At 34.9% G+C, this 22,180-nt stretch carries 16 protein-coding genes and 6 pseudogenes; 9 read left to right on the plus strand and 13 right to left on the minus strand.

The window, feature by feature from the left end:
• Nucleotides 1-179: 179 nt before the first annotated feature.
• Nucleotides 180-1,004, minus strand: a pseudogene (locus AAGD70_RS03950) (IS5-like element ISWpi1 family transposase).
• 100 nt (nt 1,005-1,104) lie between these two features.
• Between AAGD70_RS03950 and AAGD70_RS03955 the strand changes: the two are divergent.
• Together AAGD70_RS03955 and AAGD70_RS03960 are read left to right on the plus strand one after the other, a co-directional pair.
• On the plus strand, nt 1,105-2,124 hold the full coding sequence (locus tag AAGD70_RS03955; RefSeq protein WP_245611099.1) for a Fic family protein: 1,020 nt from the start codon (nt 1,105-1,107) through the stop codon (nt 2,122-2,124).
• Nucleotides 2,125-2,325: 201 nt separating this feature from the next.
• Complete coding sequence (locus AAGD70_RS03960) at nt 2,326-3,408, plus strand: efflux RND transporter periplasmic adaptor subunit (protein WP_065095177.1); 1,083 nt, start codon at nt 2,326-2,328, stop codon at nt 3,406-3,408.
• Between the two features lie 36 nt (nt 3,409-3,444).
• On the opposite strand, the pseudogene tnpC reads toward AAGD70_RS03960, so the two are convergent.
• The 5 genes and pseudogenes from tnpC to AAGD70_RS03985 all read right to left on the minus strand — a co-directional run bounded on the left by tnpC (nt 3,445) and on the right by AAGD70_RS03985 (nt 7,679).
• Nucleotides 3,445-4,798, minus strand: a pseudogene (gene tnpC, locus AAGD70_RS03965) (IS66 family transposase).
• Nucleotides 4,799-4,904: 106 nt separating this feature from the next.
• Nucleotides 4,905-6,023 (minus strand): annotated as a pseudogene (locus AAGD70_RS03970) (IS4 family transposase).
• A gap of 283 nt (nt 6,024-6,306) precedes the next feature.
• Nucleotides 6,307-6,621, minus strand: coding sequence for an FtsB family cell division protein (locus tag AAGD70_RS03975; protein ID WP_010962526.1), 315 nt, complete (start codon nt 6,619-6,621; stop codon nt 6,307-6,309).
• A gap of 49 nt (nt 6,622-6,670) precedes the next feature.
• Nucleotides 6,671-6,799, minus strand: a complete 129-nt coding sequence (gene ykgO / locus AAGD70_RS03980; protein ID WP_006279631.1) for a type B 50S ribosomal protein L36 — start codon at nt 6,797-6,799, stop codon at nt 6,671-6,673.
• A 49-nt stretch (nt 6,800-6,848) separates the two neighbouring features.
• Nucleotides 6,849-7,679: a pyruvate, water dikinase regulatory protein gene (locus AAGD70_RS03985; RefSeq protein ID WP_065095439.1), complete on the minus strand. Its 831-nt coding sequence runs from the start codon at nt 7,677-7,679 to the stop codon at nt 6,849-6,851.
• Between the two features lie 150 nt (nt 7,680-7,829).
• On the opposite strand from AAGD70_RS03985, the gene ccmC reads away from it, so the two are divergent.
• Complete coding sequence (ccmC, locus tag AAGD70_RS03990; protein ID WP_065095173.1) at nt 7,830-8,540, plus strand: heme ABC transporter permease CcmC; 711 nt, start codon at nt 7,830-7,832, stop codon at nt 8,538-8,540.
• Between the two features lie 136 nt (nt 8,541-8,676).
• Entirely contained in the window at nt 8,677-8,949 is a 273-nt protein-coding gene (locus AAGD70_RS03995; protein ID WP_341814062.1) for a GNAT family N-acetyltransferase, read from the plus strand.
• 51 nt (nt 8,950-9,000) lie between these two features.
• Here AAGD70_RS03995 and AAGD70_RS04000 read toward each other — a convergent pair.
• The 3 genes and pseudogenes from AAGD70_RS04000 to AAGD70_RS04010 form a co-directional block, all read right to left on the minus strand.
• Nucleotides 9,001-9,318: pseudogene (locus AAGD70_RS04000) on the minus strand (hypothetical protein); the annotation flags it as partial.
• Between the two features lie 19 nt (nt 9,319-9,337).
• Nucleotides 9,338-10,162 (minus strand): annotated as a pseudogene (locus AAGD70_RS04005) (IS5-like element ISWpi1 family transposase).
• Nucleotides 10,163-10,189: 27 nt separating this feature from the next.
• Entirely contained in the window at nt 10,190-11,431 is a 1,242-nt protein-coding gene (locus AAGD70_RS04010) for a hypothetical protein (protein WP_245611095.1), read from the minus strand.
• A 180-nt stretch (nt 11,432-11,611) separates the two neighbouring features.
• Between AAGD70_RS04010 and AAGD70_RS04015 the strand changes: the two genes are divergently transcribed.
• From AAGD70_RS04015 to AAGD70_RS04035, 5 genes and pseudogenes are all read left to right on the plus strand, one after another.
• Entirely contained in the window at nt 11,612-12,889 is a 1,278-nt protein-coding gene (locus AAGD70_RS04015) for an adenylosuccinate synthase (protein WP_065094759.1), read from the plus strand.
• Between the two features lie 103 nt (nt 12,890-12,992).
• Nucleotides 12,993-13,721, plus strand: a pseudogene (locus AAGD70_RS04020) (IS5 family transposase).
• A gap of 251 nt (nt 13,722-13,972) precedes the next feature.
• Nucleotides 13,973-16,465 (plus strand): hypothetical protein, encoded by a 2,493-nt coding sequence (locus tag AAGD70_RS04025; RefSeq protein WP_065095377.1) that lies wholly within the window; start codon nt 13,973-13,975, stop codon nt 16,463-16,465.
• 112 nt (nt 16,466-16,577) lie between these two features.
• Nucleotides 16,578-16,841, plus strand: a complete 264-nt coding sequence (infA, locus tag AAGD70_RS04030; RefSeq protein WP_007550159.1) for a translation initiation factor IF-1 — start codon at nt 16,578-16,580, stop codon at nt 16,839-16,841.
• Nucleotides 16,819-17,415: a Maf family nucleotide pyrophosphatase gene (locus AAGD70_RS04035; RefSeq protein WP_065095376.1), complete on the plus strand. Its 597-nt coding sequence runs from the start codon at nt 16,819-16,821 to the stop codon at nt 17,413-17,415. Before infA ends, AAGD70_RS04035 begins: the two co-directional genes overlap by 23 nt.
• Here the strand turns inward: AAGD70_RS04035 and AAGD70_RS04040 are convergent.
• The 4 genes from AAGD70_RS04040 to AAGD70_RS04055 form a co-directional block, all read right to left on the minus strand.
• Nucleotides 17,407-20,076, minus strand: coding sequence for a hypothetical protein (locus AAGD70_RS04040; protein WP_065094756.1), 2,670 nt, complete (start codon nt 20,074-20,076; stop codon nt 17,407-17,409). The two genes, AAGD70_RS04035 and AAGD70_RS04040, sit on opposite strands and share 9 nt — an antisense overlap.
• A gap of 152 nt (nt 20,077-20,228) precedes the next feature.
• A complete protein-coding gene (locus AAGD70_RS04045) occupies nt 20,229-20,387 on the minus strand; it encodes a hypothetical protein (protein ID WP_156518029.1) in 159 nt (52 codons plus the stop codon).
• Nucleotides 20,388-20,422: 35 nt separating this feature from the next.
• Entirely contained in the window at nt 20,423-21,766 is a 1,344-nt protein-coding gene (locus AAGD70_RS04050; RefSeq protein ID WP_065094755.1) for an alanine:cation symporter family protein, read from the minus strand.
• 198 nt (nt 21,767-21,964) lie between these two features.
• Nucleotides 21,965-22,165 (minus strand): hypothetical protein, encoded by a 201-nt coding sequence (locus AAGD70_RS04055; RefSeq protein ID WP_156518028.1) that lies wholly within the window; start codon nt 22,163-22,165, stop codon nt 21,965-21,967.
• Nucleotides 22,166-22,180: the final 15 nt, after the last annotated feature.

The raw sequence follows: 22,180 nt of genomic DNA on the forward strand, positions 1-22,180 counted from the left end.
TTTTGATATGGTTAGGATCACTTGAAAATGTATAATTTTTGTAGTTAGCTCTGCTGTGCATATAAAGCTTACTATTGACTTTTATCACATTATCTCACATTATCTCACATAATATGCATGTGAGAAGAATATGAACTGGAAGAATTTTCGTCTTAGAGGTTGTCCGGAAACAAGTAAATTCAAGCATATTCCCTCTTTAACATAACCCTACTCATAGCTAGGTATATGAAATTCTCAGTGGATGTTGTGAGTAAATCATACTCCTTCGATAGCCTTCTATTCCTATTAACCCAAGCAAAAGTCCTTTCTACAACCCATCTTCTTGGCTGTACTTTAAACCCTTGTTCTCTTGTTGGTAGTAGCTCAGGTGGCGTATCTTTGTGCACCCAAAATCTACATGGAGGCCTTTTAACAATTTCAATATCTATGTCATATTCTTCCTTTATGTGATTCTTTAAATTTCTTCCTTGGTATCCCATGTCAGCCCACATTTTTTTAACTTTAGTATATTTTGTTCTCATATTGTTTAATGCTATTTTAATACCATCTCTATCATTTTCGTTAGCAGCGCCTACGTAACAACCTAGTATAAAACCCTGAGTGTCTGTAATTATATGCCTTTTTCTACCCTTTACTTTTTTACTTCCATCATAGCCTTTGATCCCCCCTTTTCTGTAGTCTTTACAGATTGACTATCTACTATACAGGCACTCGGCTGCTCATTCCTTCCTATTTTTCTTCTACTATATTTCATAATTCATTTTCTCAAAAATTCCCTGCTTCTTCCATTGCCTGAACTGCTCATACACAGTCTTCCATAGCGGAAAATCATTTGGTAAATACCGCCATTGACACCCTGTACGCAATACATAGAAAATTGCTTCTAATATTTCTCTTTTGCTATACTTTGGCGGCCTTCCTCCTTTCTTGTATGATACTCTGAAGTGTTTTTCTATTCTTGCCCATTCCCTTTCGCTTAGATCTGTTGGATACTTTTTTCTCATCTTTACCCCGTACTAAAATTTCAGATATTATAGCCTTTTACTTGTTTCCGGACAACCTCTTAGTACACGTCTCAACCTAGAAGGGCCTGTAATTGAGCAAGTGTACGAGTTAATTACTGCAGTTGATAGTGTTAAAAATAGCTGGCAGATAACGAAAAAACTACTACCACAAACAATTGAAAGATTAACTCATTCAGTTATTGTTACATCTTCTGGCGCTTCTAACCGTATTGAAGGAAATCGTCTAACCGATAAAGAAGTTGAGGATCTATATAAAAACCTACGTGTCAAAAAATTTAAAAATAGAGATGAGCAAGAAATTGCTGGCTACTTAGAAATGCTTAAACTAATATTTCATGATTATACGGATATTCCAATTAGTGAGTCATCAATATTGCACATTAACAACCAGATGCTACTTTATAGTGAAAAAGATTTGTATCATAGAGGAAAATACAAAGCAAGTTCTAATAGAGTTGAGGCAAAAGATCAGAATGGAAAAGTTGTTAGTATAATTTTTGATCCCACACCACCTTACCTTGTTAGAAAGGAAGTACAAGAGCTTATTGATTGGTATCACTGGTCCTTAAATAATAAATTTAAGCATCCTCTTATTATTGTTGCTAACTTTGTTTTTGAGTATCTGGCAATACACCCTTTTCAAGATGGGAATGGCAGAACTAGTAGATTGATGACTAATTTAATGCTGTTGCAGCAGGGTTATGATTTTGTATCTATTGTATCACATGAAAAGATAATTGAAACTAACAAACTTGATTACTATTTAGCGCTTAATAAAACACAAAGTAGCTGGAAAAGTGGCAAAGAAGATATTTCCCCATGGTTAATATTTTTTCTTAATGTGCTCAAAACGCAAGCAAATGAGGCGCATTATATTCTTGAGAGGGAGAATACTGAATATTTATTATCAAGAAAACAATTATTCTTCTGGGAGTGGGCACTTAGCCTTGCAGATAAAGAATTTAGTAGAAAAGATGCTATAGAAGCTCTAGGATTTCCTCCAAGAACAGTAGAGGCAATTACAAAGAAACTGCTAGGGATGAAATACTTACAGCGTCTTGGAGAAGGCAAAGCCACTAGATATAAAGTTATTATTTAAAAGTTTTAGTATGTTTTTCGAGATTTTTTTAAATCCAGTCTTATGCACAACTTTGTTTGCAATTTTATTCGATTAAAAATTGCATTTTAGCAATAAAAAACTTACTGATTGTAGGAAAATCTTGTGTTTGTTCTCATATAAAATTATTTATGGAGTGACAATGGTGCATGTATTATACTTACATTTCTGATTCGAAAATTTATGCAGTTGTTTCTAACAAAATTAGTTAACAAATTCTATTGTTTAAAGATGAGAAATAAAGTAATCATCATTTCCAGTATTGCTTTTATTCTACTGTTTTTTATCAGCAGTGCATTTTTAAAAAAAGATCAGGCGGTTTACAGTGATAATGCAACTAGTAACTTTTCAGTAAAAACTCAAGAATGTGCGCCGCAAAACCGCACTATATATTTAAATTTTTCTGGTACAGTAAATCCCTTACATAGAGCTAGCCTTGTCTCAAAAATAAGTGGTAAGATTATTGCTATTTATTTACCTGATGGTGAAAAGGTAAAAAGAGATGATGTAGTGTTAAAGATAGAAAATGATGACAGAATTGAGCAAGCTCAGAAAGCTAAAGCTTTATTAAAGCAGCGTGAAATTGAGTATGATTCCTCTCACAAACTGAATAAAAAAGGCTATGGAGCACAAATAAAAGTAGAAGCAGCTTTTACTGCGTTACAAAGTGCAAAAGCTGACCTAAAAAGGCTAGAATTGGATTTAGAAAACACTGCAGTCAAATCTCCTATAGATGGTTATATTGATAAAATCAATGCAAATGAAGGAGATTTTGTTAATGTTGGGCAAAAAATAGCTGACGTGGTTGATTTCAATCAAATTCTTGTGGTGTTATACGTTTCGGAGAATGAAGTAAATAAAATAGAGCTAGGCAGTACAGCTCAAATTAATTTGCTGGACGGAAAAGAATTAGCAGGTGAAGTAAGTTTTATTAGTAAAATTGCTGAACCTAAAACTGGGTCTTATAGGGTAGAGGTAAAGGTAACTAATAATAAAATGATATCCTTGCAGGGACTAACTGCTAACGTAAGACTACCTTCAGGCAAAAGATTTGCATATAAAGTTCCTTCTTCAGCCCTGAGCTTAAGTGACGATGGTGCTCTTGGAATAAAGATTGTTGATGATAATAATTATGTAGTATTTGCACCAATAGAAATTGTTGATCATGAGAGCGATGGGGTTTGGATAGTAGCAAATAACGAAGGTAAACCCATAAAGTTAATAGTATTGGGCCACCTATTTGTTAAGCCTGGTGATAAGGTTTAAGACATAAGATCCTTTGTATCCGTTCAGCAGAGTGGTTTAAGAAACGATAGATAGGAGATTGTGAAAAGGCCCTTTATTTCCATGTCAAGTATAACGAAATTATCCGTTCAAGGAATGCATTTCCCCGCTTCGATTGGGTAAAATATGAATTTTTGCGATAAACGACATAATGCCGAATTTGCCGTTCAGCGTGGTTATTTGTCAGCGGAATATTTTCTGGGTCATCTAAAAATTTCCACATCATTCTTTCAGATTTCAAAATATTTTTTGCAACTCGAGAAGCTCCAATTGCTTCAGGTAAGTGGAATATCTCCTTCAAGTAATACCATGTACGTTTTCGCAATTTTCTGGCACGTCTGGCAAATCTAAAAACATCTATTTCATTTTTTAGCAAAGCCTTTTTTAGTGCAAATAATTCAGTAGCTACATTTCTTAAGTAACAGCCGAGAACTTTAACTTCAATATTCCAACTATGCGCTAATCTTTCAAAATCTCTTGATAAATGCGCCCAACAGATTTGCCTGTTCTTATCGGCAAAGTAGTTGTATGCTGCGTACCTGTCGTAAGCTATTGCGATTGCAGAACTTACTATTTTGTAAAACCTTCATTCCTCTTGACTCTGTCAATTTTATAAAACTTGCAGTATTACTGGCAAACATCCAGCACCAACCAAGTTTACCTTTGTTATAATGGCTCGTTTCATCGATATGCAGAACTTCACTTTTACTTACTTCTTGCTCGATTTGCTCATATGCTTCTTGGCATTTTTCTGCAACTCTAGCCTCGCTATTTGACACGCTACCAACACTGATGTCCAGGTTGAAAATATTTTTTATAATATTTGCTACTTCTCTTTTCGAGTTCTTGTAAAATCCGCTCAGCGCCGCGATTGTTGACTTAACTTTTGGACCAAATGTATCCGCAATAACACCTTCTGGTAGCCTGCTACTTTTTCTTTTTCCACACTTGCAACAGCGGCCATTGGTATTCCACAACATAAGCTGGCAAATCAACTTTTTGATGAATGTATGGCTCTTTCGATATCGCAATTTCTCCTCCGCACTCGCAAGAACTCTATTTTCACCACTTCATCTGCTTCCATTTTAGGGCGATACTTTCCTTCATGCCCAATCTGTGCCCCTATTTTCCTGTCACTTTTTTTCTTTTTCTTCTTTAGCTTGTATAACTCTTTTGAGCTCGGTATCGATGAATTTTGTGAATTCAGACCTAGTCTTTCTTTCAATTCAGCATTTTCGATTCTTAGCGCCTTATTCTCAGATCTAAAATTTTCGTTTTCTATCTCTAACCTCTTTATCTCTGCTTTTAGTTGCTCTATCTCTATTTTAAAGCTTTCACAGAGCTTGAGAAGACTAGCTAGTAGATCAGACATATTTACCACACATACTACTTGTGATATTATGTTTTTAGCACTCCTTGTCTACTTTTTATTTTACCGCTCCGCTGAACGGACAATGACGTCAACTTAAGAACTTTCATTAGCAAACTCTCCTAAAGACATGATGGCGTTTAGGCTTATCTACTTTATTGCGGCTGTCCCGGTCGGATTTTAACTTTAGCGCGTATACTTAAAAAGGGCTTGAAAGTTTTTTGGCGCAATAAGTACCTGATAGAGTTTCTGCCTCATTACACCAAATAAAACTGAAAAATTTAAACGATACTCAGTAATTTGATCTGGGTTCCAAGGCCCTTGTGCATCACACATATGAAGCGATAATATATTGCACATGACCAAGTTTGCCCAAAATTCTTGTATACAGCCTCTCCAGAAAAATTCTCTAACTCTGCTCCTACTTTGAGTCGTTTCCTCTATGTGCCACCTTAACACATCAGCTTTGCTCCAAAGTCTCGGTCAAAAGCTCTGTTTCTCAGTTGGCTAATGTCAGCACTATAACTCTTACTTTCTGTCCTTTCATTTTATTTTTTAGCTTTTCATTTTCTAATATAAAATCAAAATCTAATTCGCCAGCGTTCCCATAGCTTACTATAATTTCTTTTTTGCAAGCGAAAAATAAAATCTACTTCCAAATCATAATGCTGCTGAATGAATTTTACTGAAGACGATCATAGATAAATAATAATTTCTCTTGATTTAATAAACGCATTTGAGTGATAACTTCGGGTAATTGCTCTGCCGCCAACGTTTGTTCACCTATATTCCAAGCTGCAAGACGAGCACTACAAATCAGCGAAGTACACAAATCAACAAACAAATTGCCAATGGTGCCTGTTGTTCCATTTGGTTCAAACTCGGATACAATTTCCCCAGAGCTGGGTACCAGAACCATCTGCTGCAATAAGTCTATAGCCTCTCCAACTCAGGTTCATCCTGATAGGCTGTTTGGATGCTTAAATTCTTGAAAGCCTGTATGGCAAATCTTATACCTTGCTTTAGAAAAAGCTTGCTTTGAGGGTACATGTCAATGGCTCCATAAGTTCACATTCTATTCCCAAACTTTTTTTAACTAACTTTAAAATCATAGAAAATACTGTCGAAAAAGCTTGTTCGTGTAAAACTCAACACAATGGATTTTCTGAAAAGTTTTCGAGTATATTATATTTTTAATTTGTAGAATAAGGTTTTTTCCTTTTTGCATATTTCACCTAAAAAGGACACATTTTAGACTTCTTTGTTGAAATAAAACAGAAACAAAAGTGCTGTTTATTGCAGCTTTTGGGTAATTTAATGGTAAAAATTTTAGAGAGAAATTTTATACACAATCTCTGACATTTTTCCTTAAGTTGACGCCATTGTCTGTTCAGCTAAGCGGTGTGAGAGACAATATAGCTAAACTGACTTAGATTTACCGACAATTTGAAAAACCGTCATCCCGCTACGTGTTAGCGCCGCGGCGGTATGACGTAGGGAGATCTCTACTGCTATTCCACGTCAAGAACAACCATAAGTTCATTAGGGTTCACATAACCTAAAGCATTTTTTGCTTGCTCATCAAGCAGATCTAAATCTAAGCTTTTTTCATATAAGCCAAATACTTTGTTGTCCAACTTTTCCTTTTCAGAAGAGACATCCTTTAGCAAAAGTTTATTGTACTCAATTTCTTTTTTTAAATCGATTAACGTCAATAAGCCACGTTTACCTGTAATTGTGCTAATGCTGAAATATAATGTAAGGGAAGAAATGAGTAAGGCTGCGCTTAAACACAGTAACTTTTGCTTCTTTTTAGATATAAGCACCGTACTTTCACATATAAAAAATATATAACATGAAAAGGTGAACAAAAAGCTAAGAACCTTGACGCGCTTTACACCTTGGCTTTACCTTATTTATAATGTAAATCTTACCACCCCTTTTCACAACTTTACAATTTTTATCTCTGTTACGATGAGATTTTAGCGACCCTTTGACTTTCATATCTATAGTAAGAATTAAATTACTTTACATTATAATCACTTATCAAGAGTTAGTCAATTGATAACATTTTATTAAAATACTGTATAATTGTTGCTGATACTTCTTCGATTGACTTTTGCGTGACATCAATAATTGGCCAGTTATTCTGCTTAAATAGTTCCTCTGCTTCTTTAATTTCCTTTTCTACTTTCTCAGGGTTAGCATATATATTGTTATCTTCGTTGTTAATTGAAGTAAGTCTATTTTTGCGTATTTCTATTAGCCTACTTATGTCTATTGTTACCCCTATCGTTAGTTTATTTTTTAATTTTGCCAAGTCAACATAAAAGGGTACTCCACTAACAAAAGGAATATTTGCAACTTTATAGCCTCGGTAAGCTAAATACGTACTGGTGGGAGATTTTGATGTACGTGAAACTCCAACCAAAATTATATCTGCTTTATCAATATCTTGAATATTTTGTCCATCATCATGATTAATAGTGTAGTTTATTGCCTCAATGCGCTGAAAATATTCGTTATTTATCTCAGTATGCAAGTCAAGCTTTTCGTCTTTTTCAATTTCAAGATAGGACGAAATTTCTCTAATAATATGTGATAATATTGCTCTATAGGGAATTTTCAACTTTATACAGTTATCTTTTAAATATTTTCTTAGCTCATCATCAGTAATAGTGCATATAACAAAATTATGCTCATCACTTTTCCTATTAATTTCCTCCAGAATTTTGTCAATCTGCTCCTCTTTTTTCACAAAAGACCAAACATATTCGATCGTTTCTATAGAACGAAAGTGTTTCAGAGCTGATTTTGCAACTGATATAACAGTTTCACCACTTGAATCTGATACTAAGTGTAGATTAAGCTTTTTAATGGTCATGTTTTATATAGTGTTATACTAAAAATAATGGCTAGCAATCTGCTACTGAAATTATGCTAATTTGTTGACCTACGTAAATATAGAAAAACTATCCTGTTGATAAAACTCAAACTAATTGGTAAATTCTTAACACAATTATTCTCAAAACGAATGTTTTTATTAAAGCCTACAAATTTCTCTTATTTTTCTAAGAAAGCTCTACCTTGGCTTGGGGTTATTTGTTTCGCATGTTTTTTAATTGGAATGTCTTTGGCGTTATTCTTCTCTCCAGAAGATTATAAACAAGGAGAAATTGTACGAATCATGTACATTCATGTGCCTTCTGCATGGCTTGCTCTTGGAATATATGGATTAATTGCATCACTCAGTTTCATTTCATTGGTATGGAACAATAGCATTGCTAGTGTCTTGGCACATGCTGCTGCTCCTGCAGGGACAGTCTTTTCGGCAATATGTTTAATCACAGGCAGCATCTGGGGAAAAGGAACCTGGGGCACTTGGTGGGTATGGGATGCAAGACTTACTTCAATGCTGATTTTACTTTTCCTATATGTTGGCTACCTTTCATTGTGGAGCGCTTTTGATAATGAAGCGAGGGCAGAAAAATCAGCAGCAGTATTTGCCATCTTTAGTGCTATAAATATTCCTATAGTAAAATTTTCCGTGAATTTATGGTCCACTCTCCATCAGCCAGCAAGCATTTTGAGAAAAGGTGGAATAGCAATAGAAAGTTCCCTGCTGTTGCCACTGGTTGCAATGTTTATGTTTTGTGCCACATTTTTTTTAGTAGTGTGGATACTGTATTCACTTTACTTAATTAATTTATATAAGATAAAGAGAGAAATCAGTATGCGGTATTAGGCCGAGAGATGAAAATAGAACACACCACATCACCAAGTAGCAAAGACATTGAATTCCTACTCAAAAAGATTAATGAAGAAACCGTTGATAAAGGACCCATTTGCTTTTTTTATTCGCGATGATACTGAACAAATTATTGCAGGTTGTAGCGGTTTTGTTATCTATGGTTCAATTTACACTGACTTGCTTTGCTGATTATAGAAGAAAAGGTATGGGAAAGCAGCTAATGGAAGAAGTTCATGATTATGGTCGTGAGATGCACTGTAAAATAGCAACCGTTGCAACCATGAATTTTCAAAAAGCGAAAGTATTTTATGAAAAGCTTGGGTATAAGTGTGATCTTGTACGTCCAGGGTATGTTAACATGTATATTTTTGAAGAAAGTGTTGTGAGATGCACTGTAAAATAGCAACCGTTGTAACCATGAACTCTAAAATATTTAAAGAGCCTACTAGTATCTTTAAGGTAGATGTTCATGTGATTCCACAGATAATTTCTGTTTTTTGATTCTATCTGTCCATTTATCATTTTCTATATCTTGTTTGTTGGTTGCTTTTTTTTCTTGTTCAACAATTGCCTTATCTATCTCCTTATGAATTGCATCAATTGCATTAATCGCACCTCCTTTTTTGTATACTTCGCTTTTCCCTTCAATAATTAACTTAATAAAAGTATTTACAACAGACTGCACTTGATTATGATTAACCTGACCTTTTATCAAAGAAGGTAAAGAGCCTAATTCCATCAATACTTCTGGTGCTGTTTTATCTTGAGAGGTTGTCCGGAAACAAGTAAATTCAAGCATATTCCCTCTTTAACATAACCCTACTCATAGCTAGGTATATGAAATTCTCAGTGGATGTTGTGAGTAAATCATACTCCTTCGATAGCCTTCTATTCCTATTAACCCAAGCAAAAGTCCTTTCTACAACCCATCTTCTTGGCTGTACTTTAAACCCTTGTTCTCTTGTTGGTAGTAGCTCAGGTGGCGTATCTTTGTGCACCCAAAATCTACATGGAGGCCTTTTAACAATTTCAATATCTATGTCATATTCTTCCTTTATGTGATTCTTTAAATTTCTTCCTTGGTATCCCATGTCAGCCCACATTTTTTTAACTTTAGTATATTTTGTTCTCATATTGTTTAATGCTATTTTAATACCATCTCTATCATTTTCGTTAGCAGCGCCTACGTAACAACCTAGTATAAAACCCTGAGTGTCTGTAATTATATGCCTTTTTCTACCCTTTACTTTTTTACTTCCATCATAGCCTTTGATCCCCCCTTTTCTGTAGTCTTTACAGATTGACTATCTACTATACAGGCACTCGGCTGCTCATTCCTTCCTATTTTTCTTCTACTATATTTCATAATTCATTTTCTCAAAAATTCCCTGCTTCTTCCATTGCCTGAACTGCTCATACACAGTCTTCCATAGCGGAAAATCATTTGGTAAATACCGCCATTGACACCCTGTACGCAATACATAGAAAATTGCTTCTAATATTTCTCTTTTGCTATACTTTGGCGGCCTTCCTCCTTTCTTGTATGATACTCTGAAGTGTTTTTCTATTCTTGCCCATTCCCTTTCGCTTAGATCTGTTGGATACTTTTTTCTCATCTTTACCCCGTACTAAAATTTCAGATATTATAGCCTTTTACTTGTTTCCGGACAACCTCTCAATAGATCTATAACGGTAGATACTCTGACTTCAACAATATCATCAACATCTTCATCTTCTAGAGCAACTCCTGACCCCAATAACCTCTCTCTGAGATTTTCGCTTAAAAGATTGATAAATTCTTCATTTGCATCTGATCCTGTGGTTGATATTGTACCATCTAAATAGTTACTTTGAGCACCGAAGCCATGCTCTATTTGTATTTTTGTCTCAGGTTTAAATCCTAATTTTGCACAGAATTTCTGAAAATATTCTTTAACAATGTCAAACAAGCTCTTGCCATTATCTTTATAATTTTTTAACTCTTTAGGAATAGTAAGTGACAATTTACCATCTCTGTATGTTACAAAGTCTTCACCATTGTGAGATTCAATTGTAAATTCCAATGAACTAGACAGATTACATATCTTATCGCCATGCATAACTTGATTTTTAACAGAGAGTATTGGTAGCCTCATATCAGATCTAATTCTCACATTATTTTGGTTAGCACAATCAATATTTATTACTTTTTTAGGATTTTCTACTATGAACGACTGTCCAAGTGCAAGTTGGGTTTGTATAAATGGAGCAGCCTCATACCCTGCTTGATTACAATTGGTGACTAGCTCTTCTAAAATAGCATTACTTGGAACTTCTGCCCCAGCGTATCTGAACATTTTTTTGAAAACTTCTTTTGCAAAGGAACGGTAATCCTTGTTTTTATCTCTCTCTGTAGGTAATAGATGGATATACCCGTGGCCAGCATTGTAAAATTCTTCAAATTCTTTCTTATATGAATCGGTTTTTTGATGATTGGCAGTTTTGGGATTTTCACAGTGATTTTTCCATAGCTCACCCAATGCATTACTTACAAGCTCTTTCTCAATATCTTCGAGTACTGAAGCAACAAAAGCTTTGCCATGATCCGTATCTATTTCTCTTGTTCCTTTTTTGTTAAATATTTCGTCATTATATATATCATCACTATTAAAAAGTTCGCTTTTGCGGTGCTTAGCTCCTTCCTTAAATGCAATAATAAGATTTTTATCTATTTCTTTTCCGTTAATAATAAAATTCATCCTTTGAAAATCTAAGAACATTGTTTCACCGGAATTCGCTAATTTATTATCTTGATCTGCTCTTAATTTACTAAAATTGAACTCTTTAGCTGTGGCCTTTAATCTAACTACTGGACTCTTATTATTTTTTCCTTTTGTCTCTTTCATAAATAACACCTTACTGTAAATATGCTGTAAGTTATATCATATAATGATGAATAATTTGGTAATATATTAAGAAAATCGACAGTATATTTCTTTATTTAAGAGGTGTAGGAAAGGCGTAGATTTCTCTTTTCATTTGTAGCATATTGCATTAATATTTATGTATTAATCTAGAAAATAATGATGAATAATATTGTAATTGTTGGTCTGCAATGGGGTGACGAAGGCAAGGGTAAAATAGTAGATTATCTTTCTGAGAATGCAGATGTAGTTGTGAGATTTCAGGGAGGAAATAATGCAGGGCACACTATAGTAGTAGATGATGAGGTTTATAAATTAAATTTACTGCCCTCTGCTGTTTTGAGAACGGGCAAAATATCTATCATAGGAAATGGCGTTGCTCTTGATTCACACGCTCTAATCTCAGAAATAGAGTCATTGAAAGTTAAAGGAGTAGACGTAAACTATAACAACTTGATGGTATCCGAGAGCTGCCCATTAATACTTAGCGTACATAAGGACAAGGAAAAGCTATTTGAAGATTTAAATGGAAATCACAAAATTGGTACAACAAACAAAGGGATAGGGCCATGTTATGAAGATAAAGTTGGCAGGAGAGCTATACGCCTTTGTGACTTAGAAAACGCAGATGAGCTCAATAAAAGAGTGGATACTCTTTTGAATTATCACAATGCTATCAGGAAAGGCCTTAACTACCAGGTGGTTAAAAAAGAAGAAATATTAAAGGAAATTCGAGAGATTTCAGAAAAAATTCTTCCATATAAAAAACCTGTATGGAAGATATTAAATGACTTGATGAAAGAAGGTAAGAAAATAATATTTGAAGGCGCCCAAGGTACATTTTTAGATATCGACCACGGAACTTACCCTTTTGTTACTTCAAGCAATACTGTAGCGTCGCAAGCAATAACAGGCTCAGGATTAGCCTACAATGCTTACATTATTGGTGTGGCAAAAGCTTATACAACAAGAGTGGGCAATGGTCCATTCCCTACTGAGCAAAAGAACGAAGTGGGGAATAGCTTATTTACTATAGGCAAGGAGCTTGGAACAGTGAGCAATAGAAGAAGGCGTTGCGGATGGTTCGATGCGGGTTTAGTGCGCCAGGCCGTACAACTCTCTGGAGTTTCAAGCATTGTATTAACCAAATTAGATGTGCTTGATTCTTTTGATACAATTAAAATATGCACTGATTACAAGTACAGCGGGAAAATGTATGATTATTTACCCGCATCACATTCAATACAAGAGGAATTAGAGCCAATATATGAAGAATTTCCTGGCTGGAAGGAAAACACTCAAGGTAAAAGGTCGATTGAAGCATTGCCTATTAATTTAATAAAATATATAGACAGGTTAGAAAAATTAATAGGTGTACCAATTCATCTAATCTCAACTAGTCCAAAGAGAGAGGATGTTATTAAGCTTAAAGATTTCTAAAAACGTCTTTGTATCTTAGAGCCTGTACGTAATCTCAAAAAAGAGATAAAGTGAGAGGATAAAGTATATAAAGTAGGATATGCGAAGTTTATAACCAAGTGACATAAGTCGAGAAAAGTTTGAGATTATTGTAGCAGATCTGGAATCTTGCAGAAAGAAGACAAAACCAAGAACACTTGATTTACATGATGTATTTTGTGGAGTGTTATACGTGTTAAAAAGTGGTTGCCAGTGGAGAATGGTATCAAAAGAGTTCCCAAAATGGCGCAATTGTTACGACTATTTTAAGAAGTGGAGTGAAAAACCAGATGCAAATAAAGAAAGTGTTCTGGAGCTGGTATTAAAAAAAAATAATTGCGACAAAACAATGGTCGGAAAAGCTTCTGCATAATTGATGCACAGAGTATAAAAAATGCAGATACTGCTGAAGCTATGATGCAGGCAAGAAGATTTCAGGGCCGTATTGCAGTAGATACGCAAGCATGCAATTTATACAACAACAGCAGAGATAACTGACCGTAGCAGTGCTGTGAGAATGGTCGAAAATGCAAAAGAAAACCTCTCGGGAGTTAAAAATGTACTGGTTGATGCAGGCTATACTGGAGAGAATTTTGTAACTCAAATAAAAACGATTATTGGTGCAACCGTTGAAGTGATCAAAAGAAATGAATTACGTTCCTTTGTTGTATTGCCCAAAAGATGGGTTGTGGAGCGATCTTTTGCTTGGTTAGAAAAATGTAGAAGATTGTGGAAAAATTGTGAGCGAAAACTCAATACTAGCCTACAAATGGTAGTTCTGGCTTTCACTGCCTTACTTCTGAAAAAATTATGAACAGGCTCTTACTAACTCTTATCTAATAAAAAAAATACTTGTGTAACTTCGAATAGTCTATTATGCAAGACAGCAGTATAAACATGTAGTAAGAAATGTATAATGAAAAATAAAAGCTCAAGTTTAACACTTGCAGTTATTTTTACACAATTAAGTAATCATAAAAGTTAGTGTAGGACAAGGTTATACAGTTTGATTTCTTTTGATATATGTTAATTGATATAATATAAATATAGTTAAGGAGGCGTATTATGACTGGAAGTTTGGCTAAGGAAGAAAAAACAGCAGAGGCAGGAAAAACAAGTAATCAGTCAGAGAATTATGATGTTGAATCAGTTATAAGGGTAGCATCATGTGCTTGGAATGCAATACATTGCTTGTTGGCATCTTATGAATACGATCTATATTCGTCATGGCTTGAATCGCATTTTACATCCCTCAAGGACTGTATCAATAAAATGGAAAAAGACAATTCTTTCACTAAGGACTCTGCTATAATAAAGTTCTGCCACTCAATTGCAGAAAATAATAAATTATACAAAGAGTTAAAAAATTTAAATAATCCTGCTGAAAATTTTGCCAATAAAGAATTTGATTCTCAATTAGAGAAGATAATAACAGGCTTTAAACTAAAAGACCTAGAAGACAAGGTAGGCTTCTTAATGCTTTTGAAAGAAGAAAGTGACTTCACTGCTATACAGAAGGCTTATAGAGATGAGTGGAGTTTTTATGACCTAATAAACGATAGAGATTTTAAACAAACGTACATAGATAAAGCAGTAACAGAGTCTGCTAATAAGAGCTTTAAGGAAGATATAGATAAATGTATAAAGTTGGCAGAGCAGGGAAAAGAAGCTGCAAGTAAATATCTTGGAGAGAAAGGCGTAGAGCTTCGAGCTTATTACACAGAAACTGATAACACTCATAGAGTTTTGAATATCAATCTTATTAATTACAATAGAAGTGAGCCAACCAGAGTTAGTGATATTTTACAGCAAGAGAAAGATATTAAAGAATTGAATATCTATTGCAATAAAAAACATGAAATACACGCTCATCAAGAAGATAAGAAAAGATATTATGAATTTAAAGAAGGCGCATGTTATGAAATGACAAGTACTTGGCCTGTAAAGGATGAGTCCGGGAATGTTTCAATTTGTACCATGATTATGAATGTGAGTAGTGATGGCATAACTGAAGTACTAAAATTTAATGATGAAGATTTTGTGCTATCGGAGGAGATCTTAGAATTGATAAAGCAAAATGATGAATTATATATTCAAAGTCTCTCCTTATATGATGCTGTACTAGAAAAGGGTAAGGCTGCTGATGTTGTGCCTACTGCTAATAATAATTTTCAAAATGAATCTATAACGGCCTATCAAGATAAGGAACCAGAGGAGGAATTAGACCCTAAAGTTGATGCTGACAATAGCCTTCCTCCTTCTATTAATAGCAATGCATCAACTAAAACGGAAGTCAATTTACAACACACTGAAACTCAAACAGAAGTTGCTTCACAACAAATCGAAACTAAAACGGAAGTCAATTTACAGCACACTGGAACTCAGACAGAATTTGCTTCACAACAAATGGATGAATTGATTTTAAATAATCAGATGCTGTCCGAAAAAAACGTTGAATTGAAGCAAGAAATGTCAAATTTGAAAAAAGAAGCTGTTGAATTGAAGCAAGAAATAGAAGCAGGGTTGCAAGTGATAAATAAAAAGCACCATGAATTAATACAAGAAAACCAGCGACTACAGGAGAAACTAGAAACAACCCAAGCAGAAGCTAATCAAACAATTGTAAAGTTAGAGAAGCAGAATAGCAATTTACAAGACAGGTTTGAAAAAGAGGAGCAAAAAAACACGGAATTGCAAACTGAACTGGCACAAAAAAATGAAGAATTAGCAGGTGTGTTAAAAGAGCTACAAGGGAAAGCACAAGAACTTAAAGGTGTATATGAAGAAAAAAGAAAGCTAAAGGAAGAGCTGAAAATTGTTAATGCAGGAAAGAAGAATTTGGAAAAAGAGCTAAATCAAGCACGAGAAGATGCGGAACAGATAATGGTTGAACAACGCCAGCAGAAAGAGCGCTTGAAAGATCAGCTAAGAGAATTAGATCAGGAATATAAGGTACAAGTAGAAATTGAGCAAAAGATTAAAGAATCAGATAGGCAGGATAGCGATTTACAAGATACACTTGGAGAAGAGAGACTAAAACTCAACATTGAAGAGCTAGAAAACGAGTACGAGGAATTTCCAGGAGATACGGTACTTACACTTAAACTCACTAAAGATGAAGATGAAGATGAAGATGAAGATGAAGATAAAGTCGAAGAGTTAAGAAACGAGCTAGAGCGTGAGAAAGAAAAGTGTAAACAATTATTAGAAGAAGAAAATGAATGGGGTGATGAATTGGTAGGAATGCTTGATGGACTGGAAGAAAAAATTCGTGCTGATGAACAAAGGAGCTTCAACAATCAATTAACGGGAGAAATTTCTAATGAGTCTGGTAATGCTCCACAAAAGAAGAGCGGGTTATCAAAATCTTCAAGCGTTGATAATGAGTCTTATGTTCCACTGAGAGAGAAGACAACATTACTCAGATCTTTAAGCGTTGATAGTGGACTTGATAGCGATGAAGAAAATTGTGATAATGATTTATCTTTCAACATAAGTCCTATAAGTTCTATTGAGAAGGTGGCAGAGAGTAGAAACGTAGGTAGGGTATCATTGTGAAGATGGTTGGGGTTAAGTTGCAACTTAAGTAGGGCGCAAAAGGTCTTTTGTGTTGATAATAATTTAAAATCTATAGTAGACTAAAAAAGATTATTAAATTATAATATAACATATGATAAAAGACGAGAAATCGAAAACAATTTTTGAAGTGGAAGGGGCAGTAACTGCTTTACTACCTGCAGCAGAATTTAGAGTGAAACTGGACAATGAACATGAGATTATCTGTCATGTATCAGGGAAAGTGAGAAGAAGTAAAATACGCATCATTATAGGGGATAGGGTGTTAGTTGAGATGAGCATTTACGATAGGAATGCGAGAAAGGGTAGGATCATTAGAAGGCTTAAAGGTACAAGTGACAGAACGATCTCTAAATAATCTTATTCTTGCTTCATCATCGAAAAGGCGTATAGCTTTACTAAGACAAATAAACATTGAGCCAGGTTTAATTTTGCCAGCAGATATAGATGAAGCCCCTTTAAAAAAGGAACTTCCGAAGGATTACTCAATCCGTATGGCAAAAAGTAAAGCGGAGAAAATACAAAGCTCAAATCCAAATTACTTTGTGCTTGGTGTTGATACAGTTGTTGCTTGTGGTAGAAGGATATTGCTCAAAGCTGAAAACGTTGAGCAAGCAGAAAAATGTATCCTCTTGTTATCAGGAAGAAGGCATAGAGTATACACCAGTGTATGTCTATTAACTCCCGATCAATCTAAACAACATATCAGGACTGTGGTTACAATAGTGAAATTTAAACGTCTCAGTGAACAAGAAATTAAGTATTATTTAGCATCAGAAGAGTGGAAAAATAGGGCGGGGGGATGCAATATACAAGGCCTAGCTGGAGTGTTCGTATTGTTCTTACGCGGCTCCTACTCTTCCGTTATAGGGTTACCATTACATGAAACCTATTGTTTGCTAAGCAATTATTTTAACTTCAATTTATATTGAAATACCTTTATTAGTATCTTTTTTTTGTTGTGACTCAGCAACCTGTTTAGCCCAATCTAGTGGTCTTTTATTTCTGTTAGCTAATGCAATTCTATTGCGATCATAACCATCAGTGTGTTCTGTTAAAGTATCTCCTCTTTCTTCTTCTATTACTCCAGCTTTCAGTTGTGCTTCATCTTTCTCTAGTAATTTATATAGTTCGCTATTTTTATCTACGGTTGGATTAGTGTCAGCATTTTCTCGTTCTGCCACTGTTTTTTCTAACCACTTACGTATAGGGTCATATTGTTTACCTTCTCCTATCTTTTCTAAAACGTTTTCTGAGAATGAATCTTTAGGAATATTTTCTTTAGTAGCCTGTTGTGCCGGTTCTCTTAACCCTTTATCCAATGCTTCTTTTAACTCACTCGTATCTCCGATTTCTTTTGGTTCAATGTTTTCTAAGCTCTTCTTTAACTGCTCAGGATTTACTTGAGATTGTTCATGATTGGCATGAGTTGGAGATGAATAGCCCGAATCGTTTGTTTTTATGTCTGTTGAGCTGTCTTTGAGCAACCCAACTTCTCTCAAGCGTTTTTTAGTTTCTTCGCTAATCTGACTCTGATCAGCTGGTTTTAACCCGAGATTTTCTTGACCTAATGTATTTTTAAGTTCTTCAAATAGAGTTAGATTACTTTGTCTAATATGTTCTTCTAATTTCCTTCCTACCTGTTTTAAATCTGTTTGAGATTTACTATCACTATTAGTTGGAGATATATAGCCTGAATCACTTATACTATTTGGTGTTGAAGCAGAGACACTAACAGTTGGACCTTCCACTATTTTTACATCTGCTAAATCGTCTTTTTGCAATCCATCTTCTTTATCTTGTGACAGTTTATCAGTAGGATCAACTTGCCTTAATCCTCTATTATCCTGCTGTGATCTATCTCTGATTTCTTTAAGAAGATTTTCAGGTGGAGTTTGATCACTTTGTTCAATGTTCTCTAAGCTCTTCTTTAACTGTTCAGGATTTACTTGAGATTGTTCATTATTGTCATGAGTTGGAGATGAATAGCCCGAGTCACTTTTATTATTGAGTGCTGTAGCAGAGAGCGGCTGTTCACTTTCTTTCCACTTAGCATCACTAGCATCTTGGTTATCACTGTTATCTGGAGAAGATGAATAAGGAATTCTGTCCTTTAATGTCTCTAACGGTGATGGGTTATTTTTTCTACTTCCTGCAATTGATGCTTTTCTATCATCAACATCAATGTGCCGTAAGTTGTTTTTCTTGAAATTTCTGATGTCTTGTAACAGATCGCCTTTGCTATTTCCTTCTTGTTGCTGGGTTTTAGGTTGTTGCTGATCATTAGGTGTTTGCTCACTTCTATCTGGTTTTTGGCTTCCAGGTACAGCATGTCCAAATGTAGGATTGTCATACCGTTCATCTTCTTGCCTATTATCTTGATTGTGGCTTACAGACTTGGTGAAAGTAGAACTATCTGAAGAATCAGAAGTTGCACCTTTTTGCTGATTATTAGGTGTTTGCTCATTTTCGCGCAAGTCATCTGGTTTTTGGCTTCCAGATTTGGCTCCCCCTTGCTCATCGAAAACACCTTTTTCAGGTGGTAGTGAACTAGTTCTAGGTGGAAGTGGCGGAGGAGTTTTTTTGTTCTGAGGATTCTCCTCAAAAAGCGATTGTAGGTTATAAACTTGACCTCCCGAATTTGCTTCTCGTGCTGCTTGTCTAAGCTCACGCTTTTCTTTAGCCTCCTGAGAATTAATTTTATCGTCAAAATCTTTTCCAATTCCGTTATCGTAAGACTGCCTTCTGCTGTTAGATTGTAGTCCAAAATGTGAATGGTGGTCTTCTTTTTTTTGAGTTATATCAGTAGCTTGAACGCTAACACCTCTATTAACATCAATTCTTGTCGTAGTTTCAGATGATAGCTCGTTACTGTCTTTATTATGTTGCATCTCATTCGCTTTTCCTTGTCCTTTCTCCCTGAATTGTATTTCATGCAAGAATAAACCACCTATTTTTACATCTCTGTTTACTTCTAACCGTTCTAGAGAAAAATCATCACCTTTAACAAGGTCTACACCGTTAGCATCAATCTTAATTTTGATCTTACATTCCTTCCCCTCCGCATACCACTTTAAAGTCATTTCATATGAACCATCAGTTACGACATAATGTCTTATTTTTTTCCCTTCTTCCTTGGCAACAAAACCATGCATTCCGCTCTTTCCATCACTATGCAATGTTGAAAATCCCGAGATTTCATTCTTCTCACAAAAATCACTATTTAAAAATTCGCTAATTTTAAACTCTTTTTTGTTATCTTCCAGCGTAATACTTGCGTGATTACCGTATATTGAAACTCCTGCAACATCATCAACATACTCTTTCAACCTTTCTTTAACTTCACTTTCAAGCTCTTGTCCAGCTTTCTTTGTCTTGTCGCATTTCTGAAGAATAACTCCATATGCTTTATCTTTGTTTTCTTCTTCGTCCCAATTCCAGTTGGCGTGTTTTGTTAAAAACTTTACTGTGTTAAAATCAACTCTAGCATTATAAATTGGGTCGTCTTCCTTTTTTATTTTATCAAATAAAGGAAAAATTTCTTGAATGCGCTCATTATAAATGTGTTCTTGTTGTGTATCGTTAGTGCCCATATATCCCTCACTAATAACCCTCTGCCTTTAGTTCTAGCTAATACTAGCTAATATAATTATCACAAGCATTGGTTGAATTTTTATTAAGGAAGGTTGTGTTACTAATGTGATGACACAAGCTATTTTATGGTAACATCAAACGATTTAAGTTGTCATTCCAGTCTGGAATCCAGCCTTTCACGAACCCCATCAAAAATGTTGTGTTTTAACATAAGATTAGCTATTTTTATGCTCACTAACTTAGTGCCAATCAAGATTCCTGGATCCCAGTGTCTGGGCACTGGGATGACATCCTTCTTGGCGGAAATCACTCTTATATCACAACAGCTGCATAGCCTAAATTGCTTTAGCTATAGCTCTGTTTTTGCAACTTCAAATATCTGCTACTCATAGTAAACACTTCTGGATCTTGAGAGGTTAGCTTGAGTATAGCGAGTATGTTGATAAACAACAAAGCAGCAATCGAGATATCAGCAACATCCCATAGCAACCGGACTTTACCTATCGCACCAAGCGGAATGATCATGGTAAAAATTACAATCCAGATTTTAGTGTATTTATTATCCATAGACACATAGCGTATTGTCTGTTTTGAGCAAAAAAACCAAGTAAAAATAGTAGTAAAAGCAAAACAAAACATTATGGCCATAATTAAATAGTCAATATAAGGCCAATTCATTGCCTTTCTAAAAGCAAATATGCACATGTTAGTGCTCTCTAAATCAGTGACCCAAGAATCTGTGACAAGCAGTACCATTGTTGTAATAAACACTATAAACGCAACTATAAAAGGCGATATTATCGTAATTAGACTCTGCTCAATAATAAATTTATTATTATTTTTCTTAGGAACAATTGAAGAATGTACGATTCCTTCAAGGCCAAGCCCTATATCTGTTGCAAAAATACCTCGCAAAGTTCCGACTTGAATAATAGTCAACATTTCTAGAATCAAACCTAGAGATAAACCAGAGTTAAAGCTACTGGTTGTAAAAAAACTGCTTGTTATTAGTTTTAGAGAAGGAAGAATATTTTCACTAAATTTAAATAATATGATACCGCAAAGTGTGAGGTAACTTACCGTCATTATCGGTATCATAGCCGATATAAAAATTTTAATTTTTTTTAAGCTGAGAGCTGCAACAACAAAAAATATTATGGCCATTACAATGCCACCAACAACTACAGGCACATCTATCATATTAAGTGGTATTGATAGAGAATTTACCTGAACAAGGTTACCAACTGTTATTGAAACCATCATCATGATAACTAGAAAGACAATTGTGGCCTTCCTAGAGTTAAACGCATCAGTCATGTAGGCTACAGGGCCACCTATAAACCGTTCGTTCTTTTCCTTTCTGGTTTTTATACTTAGATAACAAGTGACATATTTTATCACAGAAGTGATAACAATAATTATTGCCATCCATAAAATAGAGCCCGGTCCTCCGGTTTTTAGAGCAACAGCAGTTCCTGAAATATTTCCTACTCCTAAATTTCCCCCTAAAATTGTAAACAGAGCGGCTATAGAAGAAAATTTATTTTCTCCTTTTTTAGCTCCAAGGAGTGAAAGGGCGTATGGTAATCTAAATACCTGTAGCCATTTTAGTTTAATCGATAGGTAAACACCAGCAACTAGCATGAGTAATATTGTTGGCAGTAATAAAACAAACTTTACTATATCCATTTACATACTAAAAGTGAGTGTTTTGACTTAAGTATACATACAAAAGTTGAAAATACCCAACCTATTTTCTATGTATGACTTCGTTTCCGTCATTCTAGAAACCTTTTCTTGTCATCCAAGTAGCTGACACATAACTGTACGAACATTGTAATATGGTACAATGTTAAGACGATGTCATTCCAGTCTGGAATCCAGCTTTTAATGCAACCCCTCACCAAAAATATTGTGTTTTAACATAAGGTTAGCTACTTTTATACTCACCAACTTAGTGTCCAATCTGGATCCCAGTGTCTGGGCACTGGGATGACATCTTTTTTCTTGGTACAAATTACTCTTATATCTCAATGTTCGTACAGTTAGTGCGTGACACTGGGATCTAAATTTTTTATGCGAAACCATTATGTTTATATACTT

The sequence above is a fragment of the Wolbachia endosymbiont (group A) of Nomada flava genome (assembly GCF_964027055.1).
In the GTDB taxonomy this organism is placed as follows: Bacteria; Pseudomonadota; Alphaproteobacteria; order Rickettsiales; family Anaplasmataceae; genus Wolbachia; species Wolbachia pipientis.

Coding starts and splice junctions, on each gene's coding strand:
- AAGD70_RS03960 (WP_065095177.1), top strand. CDS start 2,326: ATGCAGTTGTTTCTAACAAAATTAGTTAACAAATTCTATTGTTTAAAG.
- ykgO (WP_006279631.1), bottom strand. CDS start 6,799: ATGAAAGTCAAAGGGTCGCTAAAATCTCATCGTAACAGAGATAAAAAT.
- AAGD70_RS03985 (WP_065095439.1), bottom strand. CDS start 7,679: ATGACCATTAAAAAGCTTAATCTACACTTAGTATCAGATTCAAGTGGT.
- ccmC (WP_065095173.1), top strand. CDS start 7,830: ATGTTTTTATTAAAGCCTACAAATTTCTCTTATTTTTCTAAGAAAGCT.
- AAGD70_RS04010 (WP_245611095.1), bottom strand. CDS start 11,431: ATGAAAGAGACAAAAGGAAAAAATAATAAGAGTCCAGTAGTTAGATTA.
- AAGD70_RS04015 (WP_065094759.1), top strand. CDS start 11,612: ATGAATAATATTGTAATTGTTGGTCTGCAATGGGGTGACGAAGGCAAG.
- AAGD70_RS04025 (WP_065095377.1), top strand. CDS start 13,973: ATGACTGGAAGTTTGGCTAAGGAAGAAAAAACAGCAGAGGCAGGAAAA.
- infA (WP_007550159.1), top strand. CDS start 16,578: ATGATAAAAGACGAGAAATCGAAAACAATTTTTGAAGTGGAAGGGGCA.
- AAGD70_RS04040 (WP_065094756.1), bottom strand. CDS start 20,076: ATGGGCACTAACGATACACAACAAGAACACATTTATAATGAGCGCATT.
- AAGD70_RS04050 (WP_065094755.1), bottom strand. CDS start 21,766: ATGGATATAGTAAAGTTTGTTTTATTACTGCCAACAATATTACTCATG.
- AAGD70_RS04055 (WP_156518028.1), bottom strand. CDS start 22,165: ATGGTTTCGCATAAAAAATTTAGATCCCAGTGTCACGCACTAACTGTA.